The following is a 15,811-nucleotide window of genomic DNA, read 5'->3' as shown; positions in this document are numbered from 1 at the left end:
TAAATATAATTATGCAAAAACAAATTGATGCAGTGAAGGAATTTCATACTGCTTTTAAAATTGGACATAGCGAATCACCAATTGCAGATTTGGGAGAGACAAAAAATATACTTCGTTACAATTTGATGAAAGAAGAAAATGAAGAATATCTTGAGGCAGTTAAAAATAATGATTTAGTAGAGATTGCCGATGCTTTAGGAGATATGATGTATATTCTGTGTGGAACAATTATTGAACATGGTTTACAAGGAAAAATTGAAGCTGTTTTTGATGAAATTCAACAAAGCAATATGAGTAAGCTAGGAGAGGATGGACAGCCTATATATCGTGAAGATGGAAAAGTAATGAAGGGGCCAAATTATTTTAAACCTGATTTTTCTAAGATTTTAAAATAATAACTACTATTTAGTTATAAAGAAGGATAACACGAATTTCACGAATTTACACCAATTAAATGAGCCTTATTTTAAAAGCTCAAATTAGTGCTAATTAGTGAAATTTGTGTTTTGTATTTTAGCTTTTAAAACTATTATCCTTTTAATATTGTTTGATTTGGACGCAGGAAACATTTCTGATTGTAATTTTTTTGCCTACTTTTTTCAATAATCCAGTTTCTTTATCTCTTTTAAATACAATAACATTCCCGTTACCAGTATTGGTTGCAATTAAAAAACTTCCAGATGGATTTAATGCAAACACTCTTGGGTGTTCTCCTAGAGTCGATTGATAACCAATGTTTTTTAATATGCCATCTTCGGTAATAGAAAAAATAGCAATATTGTTTTCTAGTCCTCTATTAGATGCATACAAGAACTTTCCGTCTGGCGAAATGTGAATGTCTGAGCTTTCAAAATTATTTTTTAATGTTTCAGGATGTGTATTTATCCTCTGGAAGGCATCTAGTTTTCCGTTTATATATTTGTACGCGCTAATAGTTCCTGAAAGTTCTTCTATACAATATCCAAATTTTCCGTTAGGATGAAAAGTAAAATGTCTTGGACCGCTTCCAAGAGGAGCCTTCTCAAAAGGGTTTTCGGTAGTTTGTAAAGGTTGACTTTGATTAGAATCAAATTGGTAACATCTTATTTTATCTGCGCCTAAATCTGGAAAAAAGATATAATCATAATTAGGAGAGAATATTGTAGAGTGTATATGAGATCGGTCTTGTCTTTTTGGATTTACACTTCCTTCTGTATATTGAAAGTTTTGAGCAATTGGTTCTATTTTTCCATCTTCAGCAATTGGGAAAACCGAAACACTTCCTTCGGTATAATTGCCATTAATAAGCCATCTTCCGTTTTTATGAACTGTTACATAAACTGGATTTTCACCTCCACTTTTCTGGCTATTCATAAAATTAAGTGTTTTCTTTTCAGGATTGAACTCAAAACTACTTACGCTTCCAGCATCTGGAGTTTTACTTTCGGTACATGCATATAGATATTTTCCGTTAGGTGATAAGGTTAGAAAAGAAGGATTGGCAATATTTCTTACTGTAGTGATTTTTTTTAGCCTTCCGTTTATAGTGTCTAGTTGGTATACATAAATTCCGTTGGTAGTTTTATCCCAATTATACGAACCAAAAAAAACATAATTATCCTGTGAATAAAGATTGATACACGTGAGAATAGTAATTAAAAGAAAGGTTGTTTTCTTTTTAAATTTATTGGTTATCATTGGTTTTTTGTGAGTTAGGTTTAACAAAAAAAGGCGATTTTCATTAAGAAAATCGCCTTTAGTTATATAATGTAATGAATTATTTTACTTGAACAGTCCAGTTAAAAGTATCTTCAGCTAGTTTGTTTTGTATTCCTGTTAGTTTTTCTTTTAGAAGAGAAGCGTAAGAATCAGCTACTTTAGGTAATTCATGATATTCATCTTTGTATGAGAATCCTTTAATGACACTTACTACAGCAGCAGTACCTGCACCAAAAATTTCTTTTAATGATCCATCTTTTGCAGCTTCAACTAATTCAGAGGCTAATACAGAACGAACTTCTGTTTTTAATCCTTCTTTTTCTGCAATTGCAAGTAAACTTTTACGAGTAATTCCGTCTAGAATTCTTTCGCTTGTTGGAGCAGTTAATAAAGTATCATTGATTCTGAAGAATACATTCATTGTACCTGCTTCTTCAAGTTTAGTGTGAGTAGCATCATCAGTCCAGATTACTTGTTGGAATCCGTCTTTGTTGGCTAAATTTGTTGGGTAGAACTGTGCACCATAGTTACCAGCAGCTTTTGCAGCTCCGATACCACCATTTGCGGCTCTACTGTAATGCTCAGCAATAATAACTTTTACTTCTCCAGCGTAGTATGATTTTGCAGGTGAAAGCAAAATCATAAATTTATATTCATCAGATGGGTTTGCAACAACTCCAGCGCCAGTTGCAATCATAAACGGACGGATATACATACTACTTCCGTTTCCTCTTTTAACCCATTCAGCGTCTAATTTTAATAACTCATTTAATCCATCTAAGAAAATAGACTCAGGAATTTCCGGCATTGCCATTCTAACTGCAGAAGCATTAAAACGCTTGTGGTTTTCCTCAGGTCTAAAAAGCCAAATAGCATCTTTATCATCTTTATAAGCTTTCATTCCTTCAAAAATTGCTTGACCATAATGGAAGACTTTTGAAGAAGGATCCATTAAAATTGGAGCATAAGGCTTAATGACTGGTGTTTGCCATTCTCCATTTTTAAAATCACATTCAAATAAATGGTCTGTAAATACAGCACCAAAGCTTAAGTTTTCAAAGTCTACATCATTTATTTTAGATGAAGTTGCTTTAACTATTTCAATTTTGTTTGTTTGAGTTGTACTCATGATAAAGTGTGGTTTTTATGAACTTTAATCATTGCTTAAGATTGTAATCTAAAACATTGAAAAGATGTGAAATAAATTTTATTAATTGCAAAATTAAGTAATATATATATAATTTGACTGCTAAAATACTATTAATTATGGCATTTGATTGTGATTTATTTATTTTCTAAAAAAGTTAAAAAAACCAATAGATTTTATATGAAATTTTTGAAAAAACAACAGTTTTTTAAGGCTTTACGCATTTGTTTTGATTAAATTTGACTTCTAAATAATACAAAAACAGCAATAAACTGATTTATAAATAGTGAAAAGAGAAATAATTCAAACTCTAGATGGCTCAACGACAATTCATTTGGAAGAGTGGGGCGAATGTTATCATTCTAAACATGGAGCAATTCAAGAAGCAAAGCATGTCTTTATACAAAATGGGTTTTCGTTATTCGATGATAAGCCTATCTCAATATTAGAAATTGGTTTTGGAACTGGATTGAATGCCTTTATTACTTTTTTAGAAGCAAACAAAAAAGGACAAAGTATTAATTATGTTGGAGTAGAAGCATATCCAGTTGCAGCTAATGAAGTGCTTATGATGAATTATGTAACCGAATTAGGAGCTGACGAATATAATGGTGTGTTTAAAAACATGCATGAAATGAGTTGGGACGAAACAATTGCGCTTACTGATTTATTTGCATTAACTAAAAGAAAACAGTTTTTTCAGGAAATCGATGATGTTGCCGTTTTTGATTTAATTTATTTTGATGCTTTTGGCTATCCAGTACAACCAGAACTTTGGAGTACTGAAATATTTAGAAGAATGTATGCTGCTTTAAAGCCAAATGGTGTTCTTGTAACTTATGCCGCTCGAGGCGTTGTTAAAAGAAGTATGATTGAGGTAGGATTTACTGTTGAAAAATTAGCTGGGCCTCCAGGAAAAAGAGAGATGTTTAGGGCTCGTAAAGTGATGTAAATCAAACTATTTAGACTCGTTTTAAATTGATGTATTCGTATTTTTGCAAACGTATTCGCAAATAATAAAACAAAAAAATAAGTTAAAACAGGAGTACTTGATTAGAAATTGCTTATTTTTACTTCGAGTTATAAAATAAAGAGATAACCCCATAATCTTAATTTATTATGTCTAAAATAATGTTCGATTACACGAAATCAATACTCGAAAGAGTAAGTTTCAACCCGGTACTTTTCTTAAAAGAATTAGAGAAAGCTATCAAAACACTATTACCATACGAAATGGAACAATTGGAAGAGTGGTTATTAAAGTTTACAATCGGAAAGCCCGAATTAAAAGAATGTTTACTGATCGTTAAAGTATAGATAAACAAAAAAAGGAACCTAATTAGGTTCCTTTTTTTTATTTCTTCTGTATTGGACTTATTATCTGAACATTTTGAAAAACAATAGCTCCTTTTACAACACCAGCAATCGTGTTTCGTAAGGCATCAATGATTTGAATTTTTAATTCACTTTTTGGATAGATTAAACTTACTTCTCTGGCAGGTTTAGGTTCCTTAAAGTGACGTAGCTTTAATTTGTCTGTTTCTTTTAAATCTATTGTATGTAAATAAGGCAACAAAGTTGTGCCTAAACCCTCGTCTGCCAATTTTATAAGAGTTTCAAAACTACCGCTTTGTATCTGGAAAGCATTGTGCTCAACATCTGTACCGTTTTTGCAAAGATTTAAAATACCATCTCTAAAACAATGTCCATCTTGTAGAAGTAATATCTCGTTGATATTTAAATCAGATACTTCGATTTCTTCTTTTTGAAAAATAGAATGTTGCTCTGGGATATAAGCAACAAAAGGTTCAAAATAAAGAACGATCTCTTTTATTTTTTCATCTTCTAATGGCGTTACTGCAATTGCAGCATCAAGATGTCCATTTTTTAATTTGGTTATAATTTCGTCTGTATTAAGCTCTTCTATTAATAGCTTAACTTTTGGATATTTCTTGATAAAATTATTCAAGAACATTGGTAAAAGCGTAGGCATAACTGTTGGAATAATTCCTAATTTGAATTCGCCACCAATAAAACCTTTTTGTTGTTCGACTATATCTTTTATTCTATCGGCTTCATTAACAATGTTTTTGGCTTGATTTACGATCTTTTGGCCAATTTCAGTAAGTTGAATTGGTTTTTTGCTTCTGTCAAATATTAAGATGCTAAGTTCTTCTTCTATTTTTTGTATTTGCATACTAAGCGTAGGTTGAGTAACGAAGCATTTTTCGGCAGCGAGAGTAAAGTTCTTGTATTCAGCAACGGCTAAAACGTACTGTAGTTGAGTTATGGTCATTTTAATAGTATTTTCTGATGCAAAAATAAGAAAATATAATTTTTTTTTATGGCATTTTAGAAAAAGTTATTTTAAATTTACAATTAATAGAAATATAAAATTATTACACTATGAAAACTAATATTTTAGGATTACCAGTAAAAGAGTCAGAATTAATTGTTGAAGAATTAAATGTCTTACTATCAAATTTTCAAGTTTATTATCAGAACTTGCGAGGAATTCACTGGAATATTCGCGGAAAACGTTTTTTTGATTTACATGTAAAGTTTGAAGAATTATATACAGATGCTCAATTAAAGATTGATTTAATTGCTGAGAGAGTTCTTACATTAGGAGGAACACCATTACATACTTTTGAGGATTATATTAAAAATAATAAAATTGTAGTTGGAAAAAATATCTCGAATGATGAAAAAGCAATTCATTTAATTGTGGACTCATTAACAGATTTGCTGAAGATTGAAAGAGATATTTTGGTGAAATCAGATGAAATAAATGATGAAGGTACAAATTCGATGATGAGTGATTTTATCTCTGAGCAAGAGAAAACAATTTGGATGATGAAAGCATGGTTAGAAGAGGATTTGTAAAATCATGAAATAGAATAAATTAAAAAACCAGAACAGCATTACTTAGCTGTTCTGGTTTTTTTTGTTAATGTTAAATTTGTTTAAAATTTTCAGCTTAGTGTTTTGATTTTATCAGTTTAGCTCTACTTTTGCACTAATGAAAAAACTCGCTTACACATTATTAATCATTTTTATTGCTTTCTTATCGACGCCACCGATTGTGACGATGATTGAGAAAACATGTGATGTGTCTGCGTTTTATAGTTTTTCAGAAGAAGAACATTCACATAAAGAAGTCAAAGTTTATGTGTATCATCCATCATTTTATGGTGAGTTCAATTTACCTATGTTTGACAAATCAAATCTTATATTGTCAGAAAAATTATCTAAGCACGATAAAATTTCTGCAAGCATTTTTGCGCCTCCACCTAATTTGGCATAGTACATCTGGTTATATTTTTTTAAACATTTACTGTATTTTAAGTAGTACAGTAGGTATTTTATGAACATTTTTACTATTGTATTATGAAAAGAAAAGTAAATCTTTTTGCCAATCTTAAATCTGATTTTGCGTCAGGTTTAGTAGTTTTTTTAGTGGCTCTCCCATTGTGTTTAGGTATTGCAATGGCTTCTGGAGCTCCTCTGTTTTCTGGAATTATTTCTGGAATTATTGGAGGTATAGTTGTAGGTTATTTAAGTCAATCACATATTAGTGTATCAGGTCCTGCAGCTGGTTTAACAGCAATCATCCTAACAGCAATTACTGACTTAGGAGCCTTTGATGTGTTTTTAACTGCCGTTTTTATTGCAGGATTAATCCAGTTAGGATTAGGTTTCTTGAAAGCGGGGAGTATATCTAATTATTTCCCAACCAATGTAATCGAAGGGATGTTAGCAGGTATCGGAGTTATTATAATTCTGAAGCAATTGCCACATGCGTTTGGTTATGATGCTGATTTTGAAGGAGATCAGGCGTTTGTTCAAGCTGATGGAAGTAACACAATTTCATCTTTGTTTGAAATCTTCAACCATATTCATATGGGAGCAGTTATCATTACCCTTGTCTCTTTTGTTATATTAATTGCATGGGATAAAGTTTCTTTTTTGAAAAAGCTTAAATTAATTCCTGGTGCTCTTGTAGCTGTAATTGCAGGGATAATCTTAAATGAAATTTTTATTTCTTCAGGAAGTGCTTTAGCTATTGGTAAAGAGCATTTGGTATCGCTACCAATTCCTACTTCATTTGAAGAATTTAAAGCAATTATTGTAACGCCTAATTTTGCTGGAGTAACGAATCCTCAAGTTTGGGTTGTAGGTATAACAATTGCGATTGTAGCTTCTATCGAGACGTTACTATGTATCGAAGCATCAGATAGAATGGATGCACAAAAGAGATACACAAATACTAATGTTGAGCTTAAAGCACAAGGTATCGGAAACATGGTAAGTGCTCTTTTAGGAGGTTTGCCAATGACATCAGTTGTTGTTAGATCTTCAGCAAATAATAATGCTGGAGCAAAATCAAAAATGTCTGCAATTATCCATGGTGTTTTATTATTGATAAGTGTATTGGCTATTCCAGTTATTTTAAATAAAATTCCATTAGCTACTTTGGCTACTATATTAATATTAGTAGGTTATAAATTGGCTAAACCAGCAACTTTTATTCATTTTTGGGAAAAAGGAAAGTACCAATTCATCCCATTCGTAGCAACCTTAGTATTTGTTGTAGCAACAGATTTGCTTAAAGGAGTTGCTTTAGGGATTGTAATTAGCGTTATTTTCGTCTTGAGAGGTAATTTAAAAAGAGCATATAGCTTCAAAAAGGAAGAATATGCTGATGGAGACGTAATTCATATCGATCTTGCTCAAGAAGTTTCTTTCTTGAATAAAGCAGCTATAAAACTTACATTAAATTCGATTCCAGAAAATTCTAAAGTAATTATCAACGCACAGGATACCGTGTACATTGCTCATGATATTCTAGATTTAATAAAAGAGTTTAAAGAAACAAGAGCTGTTGATCAGAATATTAAAGTGAAGCTTAAAGGGTTTAAAAAAGCTTACGAGTTAGAAAACACTCCCGATTTACAAAATCATGTGTCTATAGAACATTATTATGATGTTGCAAAAAGAGCAATGGTTAAAAAAACAGAAAAAGAAAAATTTTAAAAATAATAATTAAATAAGCTGTAGTGTTGTGTTTGTGGAGGATTAAAAATAAGTAACTTTACATATGACTTTTTTAGAATCCTCTAAACACAAGAAATTGATAGTTATAAAAAATAAACAAAATGAAAGAGTTTTATAAACAAATATTGGACAATAATAAAAAGTGGGTTGAAAAATCATTAGCTAGCGATCCTAATTATTTTGCAGATTTAGCAAAAGGACAAACACCACCTTTATTATGGATAGGTTGTTCAGATAGTCGTGTTCCTGCAAACGAAATTATTGGAGCAAAACCAGGTGAAGTTTTTGTACATAGAAATATTGCCAATATGGTTGTTCATTCTGATATGAACATGCTAAGTGTTTTAGATTATGCAGTTAATGTTTTAAAAGTTAAACACGTTATAGTTTGTGGGCATTATGGTTGTGGTGGTGTAAAAACTGCTATGGGTAATCAATCAGTAGGAATTATTGATAACTGGATCCGTCATATTAAAGATGAATACCGCTTACACGATAAGTATTTAAATTCTATTGAAGATGAAACAGAACGTTTCAATGCTTTTGTAGAAGTAAATGCTAAAGAACAAGTTTACAACTTAGCAAAAACTTCTATTGTACAAGGTGCATGGAAAAACGGTCAAGATTTAATGTTGCACGGTTGGGTTTATGGTTTAAATTCAGGATTTGTAACTGATCTAAATGTAAATATTAGTTCGAATGATGAGCTTGATGAAGTTTATCAATTGAAATTGTAAATATGTAAATAAAAAAAATCGCCTTTAAAGGCGATTTTTTTTTATTCGTTTTCATCATTTAAGTTCTCATTAAATGCCGATGGCAATAAGGTGGGGATGAACTTGATTAATATAGGTAATAACAAACTTCCACCTGGAAGTAAAAATATTGTTAGTGATGGAATCGTTTTACAAATATCTAATAATTGTTTTTTTACTTTCTTCTTTTCGCTTGCATCTAGATCTCTAAGCGTCGAATTGGCAAGGAGAATCATTAATTCTTTACTTTGGATGATTTCCTTAATGAGTCGGTTTTTATTGCGTTTTATAAGCGTAATAACTCCCATTGTCATTTGGTCATAAAAATGCTTTACCGGATTGGAGTAATTAAAATACGGAATCTCTTTTTTGTGCTCAGTAATAAATGCATTAGTACTTTTAATGCTTTCTGTTACAAAATCATCAGATACCTCTAATATACTTGATAGGGTATGTAAAAAATAAGCTTCTTCATTCTCTATAACGCCATCACTCCATAAAGCCATTCCGGCCATATCAATTAGATAATATTTCTCTAGTTCATTTGTAAAATGATGTAATTGTAATGTCTCTAAGGTTTCAACAGTAACTTTAGAAAATTTGCTATACCGTATTGAAGCCTCAAAAAGTTTAATCAATAAATCATCGTACTGTGATTTATTTGTTTTGGTTTTTAAAGCCAATGCTACAATACTCATAACGGTTTCTTCAATTTTCTTAAGGTATTTCTCAGGAATTGCCCCATGAATTAAATATTGACGAAAAGCCAAAACATCTATAAAAAGTAATGCATTTGTCACTAAATGAGAAAAGTTCTTGCTAATGATACTATCATTCGTCTGAACGCGTTCATTGATAATATTTTCTAAAGTCAATGAATCACTACTTTTTGGGAGTAGTATTTTGAAGGGATTAAAACCTTCGGGATTCATTTGATTATAAAAAGTCAATGCTTCAGTAATAAAACGTTCTGAATTAGTATCGCTTTTAGTTAAAGAGTAAATACCGAATAAAGTATTTAATAAAGCTACTTTTGAAATTTCAGTTTTAAACCAACCTTTTGTCTTAATTGGTACAGGGGTTTCAATTGTAATTATATGACCATAAATGAAACCTGTTGCTCTAACTTTTTGATAAAATGAATTATTAGTTTCAGTAACTATATGTTCTGCGAACTTTTGTTTACTAAAAAATTTATCTATCCAACCAGTTGCTGAAGGGTTAATCATTGCTTTAATTTGAAGCTACAAAGCTATCTTTTTTTTGTGATTTGAGGATTGATTAAAAATAAAAAAACCACCTTACTTTGTTAATAAAATGGTTTTTTTGATAAGTTTATTTGATGATTGCCGAACAAGCAACTCTTGCTCCTGCATTTCCCGCTGGTTGCGAGGTAAAATCATCTGGATCTTGATGTACGATTAATCCTTTTCCTAAAATATCTTTTGCAGGATCACCACAACCGATACACCATTCGTCTGTTTTTAATGTAATAGTTCCGTTTCCTTTTTCATCTGCAGTAAAGTTTCCGATATCACCTTTATGATATTCGCCAACACCCCATTTCCCATGTTTTTTAAATGTTGGATTCCAATGTCCTCCAGCAGAACTTCCATCAGCGGCAGTACAATCTGATTTTTCATGAATGTGTATTGCATGAACTCCGGGTTGTAAACCACTAATTTTTGCAACAAATGTTACTTCACCTTTTTTCTCTACAAAAGTTGCAGTACCAGATACTGAACTATTGCTTTTAGGCTCAAGTGCGATGGTTAATTTTTTAGAATCTTCTGAGTTATTTTTAGTTTTACATCCAGTAATAACCGTAGCAATTACTACAAGAGATAGAATTATTTTTTTCATAATGTATGTGTTTTTTTTAATCAAAAGTAAAGTTAGCTTAAAATTATTAAATTAAAATAAATAGAATGGTAAAAAACGTTACAGCTCAAGTTAAAAAATAAGTGTAAAATCATAAGTGTCGATGAAATATTGCTTAAATTCGTATGTGAATTTAATTGCAATAATGCTAAAAACAGTCTTTTAATAGTTCTTTGTAAAATTTAAAACTTTAAATTATGATAAAAAAAATGGCAATCTTCGCTATATTAGGAATTGTTTTATTTTCATGTGACGCTACAAAAAATAAAGCTACAGTTACAAATGCAGCAACAGAACTTAATGGAACTTGGGAGTTAAATTATATTACAGGACCCAGAATCGCTTTTGACGGTTTGTACCCAAATAAAAAACCAACGATAACTTTTGATACTAAAGAGAATAGAGTTTCTGGAAACAATAGTTGTAACTCTTTTACTGGAAAACTAAATGTTGATGGTCATAAAATTAATTTTAGAGACGGATTAGCAACCACTAAAATGATGTGTATAGATAATCAAGGAGAACAGGTTTTTATGGACACCATGTTAAAGATAACTTCTTATGATATTACAGATAACGGAAAAACATTGAACTTTATTTCTGGTGATATCGCTATGATGCGATTTACAAAAAAATAAAGTTTGTTTGAATTTAATGCAACTAATACTTATTTTATGAAAACTAAATTATCCATTTTATTAGTGCTGTCATTCTTTTTCAGTTTCTCTGTTTTTGCACAAAAAAAATCTTCTAAAGAGCTTAAAGCTGAAAAAGAAATACAGCAGCAAAAACAAATTGAAACTCTAATTGATTCGAAGAACTTTGTGTTCGAAGCTCAGAAACTTTCTCCGCGTGGAGGAAGGATCATCATATTAGATTATAATACTTATTTTTTAGATTTTACTCAAGAAAAAGTAACTTGTGACTTGCCGTTTTTTGGGCGTGGTTATAATATTGCTTATGGAGGAGAGGGAGGTATGAAATTTGAAGGTGCACCCGAAAATATAATAGTTGAAAAAAAGAAAAAGAGCTATAATCTTAAAGCTATTGTTAAAGGGAAAAAAGATGTTTATAACTTGATATTCTCTATTTTTTTTAATGGAAGTACGACACTTTCAATAAATAGTAATAATTTATCATCAATTACATATTATGGTGAAATAAGCGCGCCGAAAGTAGATGCTGATAAAAAATAAAAGCTTCTAGCTAAGGCTCAATTAATACTAATAGAATAAAATTATTACTATAAAATTAAAAACTAAAATTATGAAAAAGGTCCTTATCGTATTATTGTTAGTGGTTTCTGCAAATTCTTTTGCTCAATCTTTAGAGAAAGAAGATTTAGATGTTATTCAAAGTATATATGGAAGATCAAAAGCAGAACTTGTAAAGCAATATATGAATTTGTCGGATGAGCAAACTACAGCTTTTAAGAAAGTATATGATAATTATGAGGCTGAGCGTAAATCATTAGGAATAACAAAATTAAGATTAGTAGATGATTATGCGGTTAATTATGCTACTCTTACAGATGCTAAAGCCGATGAATTGGCAAAAGGGCTATTGAAAAATAATCTTAGCTATGAGAAATTATATAGCAAAACGTATAACAAAGCTAAAAAGGCGATAGGTGCTATTAATGCTGCCAAATTTGTACAGTTAGAGTTTTATTTACAAACAGCAATTAGCAGTGAAATACAAGATTCTATTCCTTTTATAGGTGAAATCGAAAGATCTAAAGTGAACTAAAAAGGGTAATTTTAGTTTAAAGAAAATGCGTTAACAATTCAAGAAAATGTTAACGCATTTTTATTTTTATAATGTTTTTATTTTTTTGTTTTCACTTCATAAATAGCATCAACCATTCCGTTTTTGAAAGTGTCTAAAGGTAATTCCCAGAACATGATACCTCCTAATTTTTTAGCTATAGCATATTCGGTTTTCTCTTTTATTGAAGGGAGATCATCTCCTGTAGCAAATTTTTGTTCTTTTTCATTATACCAATATCCTGCTTTTGCTGTATTGTCCCAAAAATATTTCCATCCATTAGCCTCAGTAAAAGTAGTTGCGTAATTTTTGAATGCAATACCTTCAATATGAACTCCCGGTTGATATAAACCATTATTTACATTTGCAACATCTTTCCAGATACGAGTGTAAAATGCTCCTCCAATTACTAATTTACTAGCTGGTATTCCTAAGTTTAATAAATATTCTACTGCTCTGTCAGTAGATTGAGCATCTGGCGTTCCACCATATAAAGGAGCATGATGACCTGTTACAGTTGAGTATCCATTTACTAAATCATAGCTCATTATATTTACACGGTCTACTAATGGCATTACAATTTTCCATTCTATAGATTCATCTAGAAATTTTTGAAAACCTCCAGCAGCAAAACTAAGTTCATGTTTTTTTCCTAAAGCTGTACGTAGTGCTTTTACAAGTTCAGTAAAGTTTGGTTTATCAGCTGCTTGATATAAATGTCCAGGAAGTCCTTCAATAGCTGGGTATTCCCAATCTAAGTCTAAGCCATCTGTTTTAAAATAATCATTAATTTCTTTTACCGATTTTGCAAAAACATTTCTTCCTTGTGCAGTAGAGAAAACTTCAGAACATGGTTCGCATCCGCCCCATCCGCCAAGAGAAAGCATAATTTTAAGTTTAGGATGTGTTTTTTTTAATCCAACTAAGTGTTTGATTGCGATAGAATCTTTAGGTGTATCTACACTTAATTTGCCATCTTTTAAATGGCAGAAGCTAAAAATAATGTGAGTAAGTTTGCTTACATCATAGTCGTTAATAAGTTTGTCATCACCAGTATAATAAGCAATAACGTCAATTTTTTTTCCTGATTGTGCAAAAGAGTTTGTGATAAAACAGCACAAGAAAAAGAAAATAATCGATTTTAATTTTTTCATTTTTAATAATTTTTAGTTTTTAATTGGTTTTTTTGAATGCTAAATATAAAACATTTCAAACGAAATAGTAATTAAATAGATACACACTATTGAGCTTATTTGTTATAGTTTTTGCTTTAATAAATAACTTTTATGATGTTTTACGGGGGAGAATTATTTCTTTTTCATTAGATTTACAATTCTTCTGTATAAAATTATCAAAGTTTACATTTATAAAAACTTCCTTAATCTGAATTTAAAATTCGGATCTACTTTAGATAATAACAGTGAAAAACCATTTTATCATGAATAAATTTACAAGCTCAAGTGTCTTTAAAACCAATTTTACAAAATCTGTCGCATTACCAAGTTTAACCATAATTATTGCAATTTCATTGTTTTGTGTATTTTTTTCAAAGGATGCAGAGCAGGCACTTAATTTTGTAAAAGACATAATATTTAAAAATTTAAGCTGGCTTTATGTATTGTTGGTAACTATTTTTGTTTTGTTTTTAGTCACATTAGCCATTAGTAAATTTGGAAAAATAAAATTAGGAACAGACGATTCTGAGCCTGAATATTCTTTTTTTTCATGGGTAGCCATGCTTTTCGCAGCAGGAATGGGAATAGGGTTGATGTATTTTGGAGTGGGGGAAACTATGGCACATTACGCAACTCCAGCCAATGCTAATTTGGCGGAAAATTTACGAGCAAAAGAAGCGCAATTGTATACTTTTTTCCATTGGGGTTTTCACGCATGGTCTATATATGGTGTTGTGGGACTCTCATTGGCATATTTTGCTTATAGGCATAATTTACCTCTTGCAATCCGAAGTGGATTTTACCCAATTTTAAAAAGTAGAATTCACGGAAAATTCGGAAATATTGTAGATGTTTTTGGTTTGTGCAGTACTTTTTTTGGAATTGCAACAACTCTTGGTTTCGGTGTTGTGCAGTTAAGTGCCGGATTAGTAAGTCTTAATGTAATTCCAGAATCTAGTTTTAATTATCAAATTATTATTGTTTTGGTAGTAATGATAATTGCTGTTTCTTCGGCTATTTCAGGTTTAGGAAAAGGGGTTAAAAAACTAAGCGAGCTAAATATTATTATGGCCGTTTTATTAATGTTGTTTATACTTGTTTTCGGGCCAACTATTTATATTCTAAGCACATTTACTGAAGGCTTAGGCCACTATATAAGTCATTTTATTTCGTTGACATTTAATACGTATGCTTACGAAAAAGGAAGCCAGGAATGGTTTTCAAAGTGGACTATTTTGTATTGGGCATGGTGGATTTCCTGGGCACCTTATGTAGGGTTATTTATTGCTAAAATCTCTAAAGGAAGAACTATACGAGAATTTATTTTAGCTGTATTATTTATTCCTGCCTTTTTTAATTTTTTATGGATGACAGTTTTTGGAAGCAGTGCTGTATGGATTGATGAACACATAGCACATGGCGCTTTAAGTGAATTTGCTAAAAATCCAGATACACTTTTATTTGATTTCTTTACCTATTTTCCATTTACTACCTTTTTGAATATTTTATCGATTCTAATTATTTGCGTATTTTTTATCACGTCGGCAGATTCAGGAATTTTTATAATGAATGGTATAGCATCAAAAGGAGCTACAAGCTCACCAAAATGGCAAAGTATTTTTTGGGGAGTTTTATTATCGCTTTTGTCCTTGAGTTTATTACATTCTGGTGGTTTGGCTTCTCTTCAGACAATGACATTAATTACTGCTTTACCTTTCGGAATTATTATGTTGCTACTATGTTATAATTTGTGGAAAGCATTAGTTATAGATAGTGAATATAGTGCTAAAAAATATTCGCATGGAAGCTTAAATTGGAATAATACTAACTGGAAGGAGCATTTAGAAAAGATTGTGACAGTCTCTAAAAGGAAAGATATTCATGAATTTTTGAATGAAACTGTGAAAAAAGCTTTTGAAGAGCTAGTGGTTGAATTGGCTAAAAATAATATTGAAGCACATATAAATTCTTTCTCCTCACCCCAGCAGGCTATCGAGTTAGAAATAGAATATGATGAATTGCGTAACTTTAAATACGGTGTTATGGTTCAGGGACAAACTGTTTCTGAAACCTTACTAAAGGAAAAAAATACTCCAGATATGGATTTGGAAATCATTTTTCAACCAATTACTTATTTCGGAGATCATCGTAAAGGATACGATATTCAATATTTGACTAAAGATGGAATCATCTCAGATGTTTTGAGAGAATATGAACGCTTTTTAAATCTAAGTTCAGAAGGAGATCATGATTTGATTATGAAGCCAAATAGTTAATTAATAACTCAAGATTAAATTCTATCTAACTCTTTGTGAAAGGAACTCGGATGA

General features: G+C 30.8%; 17 protein-coding genes. 11 read left to right on the top strand and 6 right to left on the bottom strand.

What is annotated here, in order from left to right; translation table 11 throughout:
* Positions 1 to 11 precede the first annotated feature (11 nt).
* Positions 12 to 395 (top strand): nucleoside triphosphate pyrophosphohydrolase family protein, encoded by a 384-nt coding sequence (locus LPB87_RS09970; RefSeq protein ID WP_129539282.1) that lies wholly within the window; start codon positions 12 to 14, stop codon positions 393 to 395.
* A 142-nt stretch (positions 396 to 537) separates the two neighbouring features.
* Here the strand turns inward: LPB87_RS09970 and LPB87_RS09965 are convergent, their stop codons facing one another.
* Complete coding sequence (locus LPB87_RS09965) at positions 538 to 1,677, bottom strand: lactonase family protein (protein ID WP_129539281.1); 1,140 nt, start codon at positions 1,675 to 1,677, stop codon at positions 538 to 540.
* Positions 1,678 to 1,756: 79 nt separating this feature from the next.
* The gene (locus LPB87_RS09960; protein ID WP_129539280.1) at positions 1,757 to 2,827 is read right to left on the bottom strand and encodes a branched-chain amino acid aminotransferase; all 1,071 of its coding nucleotides are present in this window, start codon (positions 2,825 to 2,827) and stop codon (positions 1,757 to 1,759) included.
* 304 nt (positions 2,828 to 3,131) lie between these two features.
* On the opposite strand from LPB87_RS09960, the gene mnmD reads away from it, so the two are divergent.
* Positions 3,132 to 3,797 carry a tRNA (5-methylaminomethyl-2-thiouridine)(34)-methyltransferase MnmD gene (mnmD, locus tag LPB87_RS09955; RefSeq protein WP_129539279.1) on the top strand — a complete coding sequence of 222 codons (666 nt, stop codon included), beginning with the start codon at positions 3,132 to 3,134 and terminating at the stop codon, positions 3,795 to 3,797.
* 167 nt (positions 3,798 to 3,964) lie between these two features.
* Complete coding sequence (locus LPB87_RS09950) at positions 3,965 to 4,162, top strand: hypothetical protein (RefSeq protein ID WP_129539278.1); 198 nt, start codon at positions 3,965 to 3,967, stop codon at positions 4,160 to 4,162.
* A gap of 37 nt (positions 4,163 to 4,199) precedes the next feature.
* Here LPB87_RS09950 and LPB87_RS09945 read toward each other — a convergent pair whose 3' ends face one another.
* Positions 4,200 to 5,141: a LysR substrate-binding domain-containing protein gene (locus tag LPB87_RS09945; RefSeq protein ID WP_129539277.1), complete on the bottom strand. Its 942-nt coding sequence runs from the start codon at positions 5,139 to 5,141 to the stop codon at positions 4,200 to 4,202.
* A gap of 110 nt (positions 5,142 to 5,251) precedes the next feature.
* Between LPB87_RS09945 and LPB87_RS09940 the strand changes: the two genes are divergently transcribed.
* The 4 genes from LPB87_RS09940 (at position 5,252) to can (ending at position 8,640) form a co-directional block, all read left to right on the top strand.
* Positions 5,252 to 5,731 carry a Dps family protein gene (locus LPB87_RS09940; protein ID WP_129539276.1) on the top strand — a complete coding sequence of 160 codons (480 nt, stop codon included), beginning with the start codon at positions 5,252 to 5,254 and terminating at the stop codon, positions 5,729 to 5,731.
* A gap of 136 nt (positions 5,732 to 5,867) precedes the next feature.
* Complete coding sequence (locus tag LPB87_RS09935; RefSeq protein WP_129539275.1) at positions 5,868 to 6,152, top strand: hypothetical protein; 285 nt, start codon at positions 5,868 to 5,870, stop codon at positions 6,150 to 6,152.
* A gap of 83 nt (positions 6,153 to 6,235) precedes the next feature.
* Entirely contained in the window at positions 6,236 to 7,882 is a 1,647-nt protein-coding gene (locus LPB87_RS09930; RefSeq protein ID WP_129539274.1) for a SulP family inorganic anion transporter, read from the top strand.
* A gap of 122 nt (positions 7,883 to 8,004) precedes the next feature.
* Positions 8,005 to 8,640, top strand: coding sequence for a carbonate dehydratase (gene can, locus LPB87_RS09925; protein ID WP_129539273.1), 636 nt, complete (start codon positions 8,005 to 8,007; stop codon positions 8,638 to 8,640).
* 41 nt (positions 8,641 to 8,681) lie between these two features.
* Here can and LPB87_RS09920 read toward each other — a convergent pair whose 3' ends face one another.
* Positions 8,682 to 9,887: an LETM1-related biofilm-associated protein gene (locus tag LPB87_RS09920; protein ID WP_129539272.1), complete on the bottom strand. Its 1,206-nt coding sequence runs from the start codon at positions 9,885 to 9,887 to the stop codon at positions 8,682 to 8,684.
* Between the two features lie 106 nt (positions 9,888 to 9,993).
* The gene (locus LPB87_RS09915) at positions 9,994 to 10,521 is read right to left on the bottom strand and encodes a superoxide dismutase family protein (protein WP_129539271.1); all 528 of its coding nucleotides are present in this window, start codon (positions 10,519 to 10,521) and stop codon (positions 9,994 to 9,996) included.
* A gap of 215 nt (positions 10,522 to 10,736) precedes the next feature.
* Between LPB87_RS09915 and LPB87_RS09910 the strand changes: the two genes are divergently transcribed.
* From LPB87_RS09910 to LPB87_RS09900, 3 genes are all read left to right on the top strand, one after another.
* Positions 10,737 to 11,177 carry an META domain-containing protein gene (locus tag LPB87_RS09910; protein ID WP_129539270.1) on the top strand — a complete coding sequence of 147 codons (441 nt, stop codon included), beginning with the start codon at positions 10,737 to 10,739 and terminating at the stop codon, positions 11,175 to 11,177.
* Positions 11,178 to 11,213: 36 nt separating this feature from the next.
* Positions 11,214 to 11,735: a DUF4251 domain-containing protein gene (locus LPB87_RS09905; RefSeq protein WP_129539269.1), complete on the top strand. Its 522-nt coding sequence runs from the start codon at positions 11,214 to 11,216 to the stop codon at positions 11,733 to 11,735.
* 70 nt (positions 11,736 to 11,805) lie between these two features.
* Positions 11,806 to 12,288: a hypothetical protein gene (locus tag LPB87_RS09900; protein WP_129539268.1), complete on the top strand. Its 483-nt coding sequence runs from the start codon at positions 11,806 to 11,808 to the stop codon at positions 12,286 to 12,288.
* A 77-nt stretch (positions 12,289 to 12,365) separates the two neighbouring features.
* On the opposite strand, the gene LPB87_RS09895 is transcribed toward LPB87_RS09900, so the two are convergent.
* Positions 12,366 to 13,460, bottom strand: coding sequence for a glycoside hydrolase family 18 protein (locus LPB87_RS09895; RefSeq protein WP_230727798.1), 1,095 nt, complete (start codon positions 13,458 to 13,460; stop codon positions 12,366 to 12,368).
* Positions 13,461 to 13,744: 284 nt separating this feature from the next.
* Between LPB87_RS09895 and LPB87_RS09890 the strand changes: the two genes are divergently transcribed.
* Positions 13,745 to 15,757 (top strand): BCCT family transporter, encoded by a 2,013-nt coding sequence (locus LPB87_RS09890; protein ID WP_230727797.1) that lies wholly within the window; start codon positions 13,745 to 13,747, stop codon positions 15,755 to 15,757.
* The last annotated feature ends 54 nt before the right edge of the window (positions 15,758 to 15,811 follow it).

Source organism: Flavobacterium sp. EDS (assembly GCF_020991525.1).
Taxonomy (GTDB): Bacteria; Bacteroidota; Bacteroidia; order Flavobacteriales; family Flavobacteriaceae; genus Flavobacterium.
Note: the sequence above shows the minus strand (reverse complement) of the source record. Positions and strands in the feature narration are given on the sequence as shown.

Coding starts and splice junctions, on each gene's coding strand:
- LPB87_RS09970 (WP_129539282.1), top strand. CDS start 12: ATGCAAAAACAAATTGATGCAGTGAAGGAATTTCATACTGCTTTTAAA.
- LPB87_RS09965 (WP_129539281.1), bottom strand. CDS start 1,677: ATGATAACCAATAAATTTAAAAAGAAAACAACCTTTCTTTTAATTACT.
- LPB87_RS09960 (WP_129539280.1), bottom strand. CDS start 2,827: ATGAGTACAACTCAAACAAACAAAATTGAAATAGTTAAAGCAACTTCA.
- LPB87_RS09950 (WP_129539278.1), top strand. CDS start 3,965: ATGTCTAAAATAATGTTCGATTACACGAAATCAATACTCGAAAGAGTA.
- LPB87_RS09945 (WP_129539277.1), bottom strand. CDS start 5,141: ATGACCATAACTCAACTACAGTACGTTTTAGCCGTTGCTGAATACAAG.
- LPB87_RS09940 (WP_129539276.1), top strand. CDS start 5,252: ATGAAAACTAATATTTTAGGATTACCAGTAAAAGAGTCAGAATTAATT.
- LPB87_RS09935 (WP_129539275.1), top strand. CDS start 5,868: ATGAAAAAACTCGCTTACACATTATTAATCATTTTTATTGCTTTCTTA.
- LPB87_RS09930 (WP_129539274.1), top strand. CDS start 6,236: ATGAAAAGAAAAGTAAATCTTTTTGCCAATCTTAAATCTGATTTTGCG.
- can (WP_129539273.1), top strand. CDS start 8,005: ATGAAAGAGTTTTATAAACAAATATTGGACAATAATAAAAAGTGGGTT.
- LPB87_RS09920 (WP_129539272.1), bottom strand. CDS start 9,887: ATGATTAACCCTTCAGCAACTGGTTGGATAGATAAATTTTTTAGTAAA.
- LPB87_RS09915 (WP_129539271.1), bottom strand. CDS start 10,521: ATGAAAAAAATAATTCTATCTCTTGTAGTAATTGCTACGGTTATTACT.
- LPB87_RS09910 (WP_129539270.1), top strand. CDS start 10,737: ATGATAAAAAAAATGGCAATCTTCGCTATATTAGGAATTGTTTTATTT.
- LPB87_RS09905 (WP_129539269.1), top strand. CDS start 11,214: ATGAAAACTAAATTATCCATTTTATTAGTGCTGTCATTCTTTTTCAGT.
- LPB87_RS09900 (WP_129539268.1), top strand. CDS start 11,806: ATGAAAAAGGTCCTTATCGTATTATTGTTAGTGGTTTCTGCAAATTCT.
- LPB87_RS09895 (WP_230727798.1), bottom strand. CDS start 13,460: ATGAAAAAATTAAAATCGATTATTTTCTTTTTCTTGTGCTGTTTTATC.
- LPB87_RS09890 (WP_230727797.1), top strand. CDS start 13,745: ATGAATAAATTTACAAGCTCAAGTGTCTTTAAAACCAATTTTACAAAA.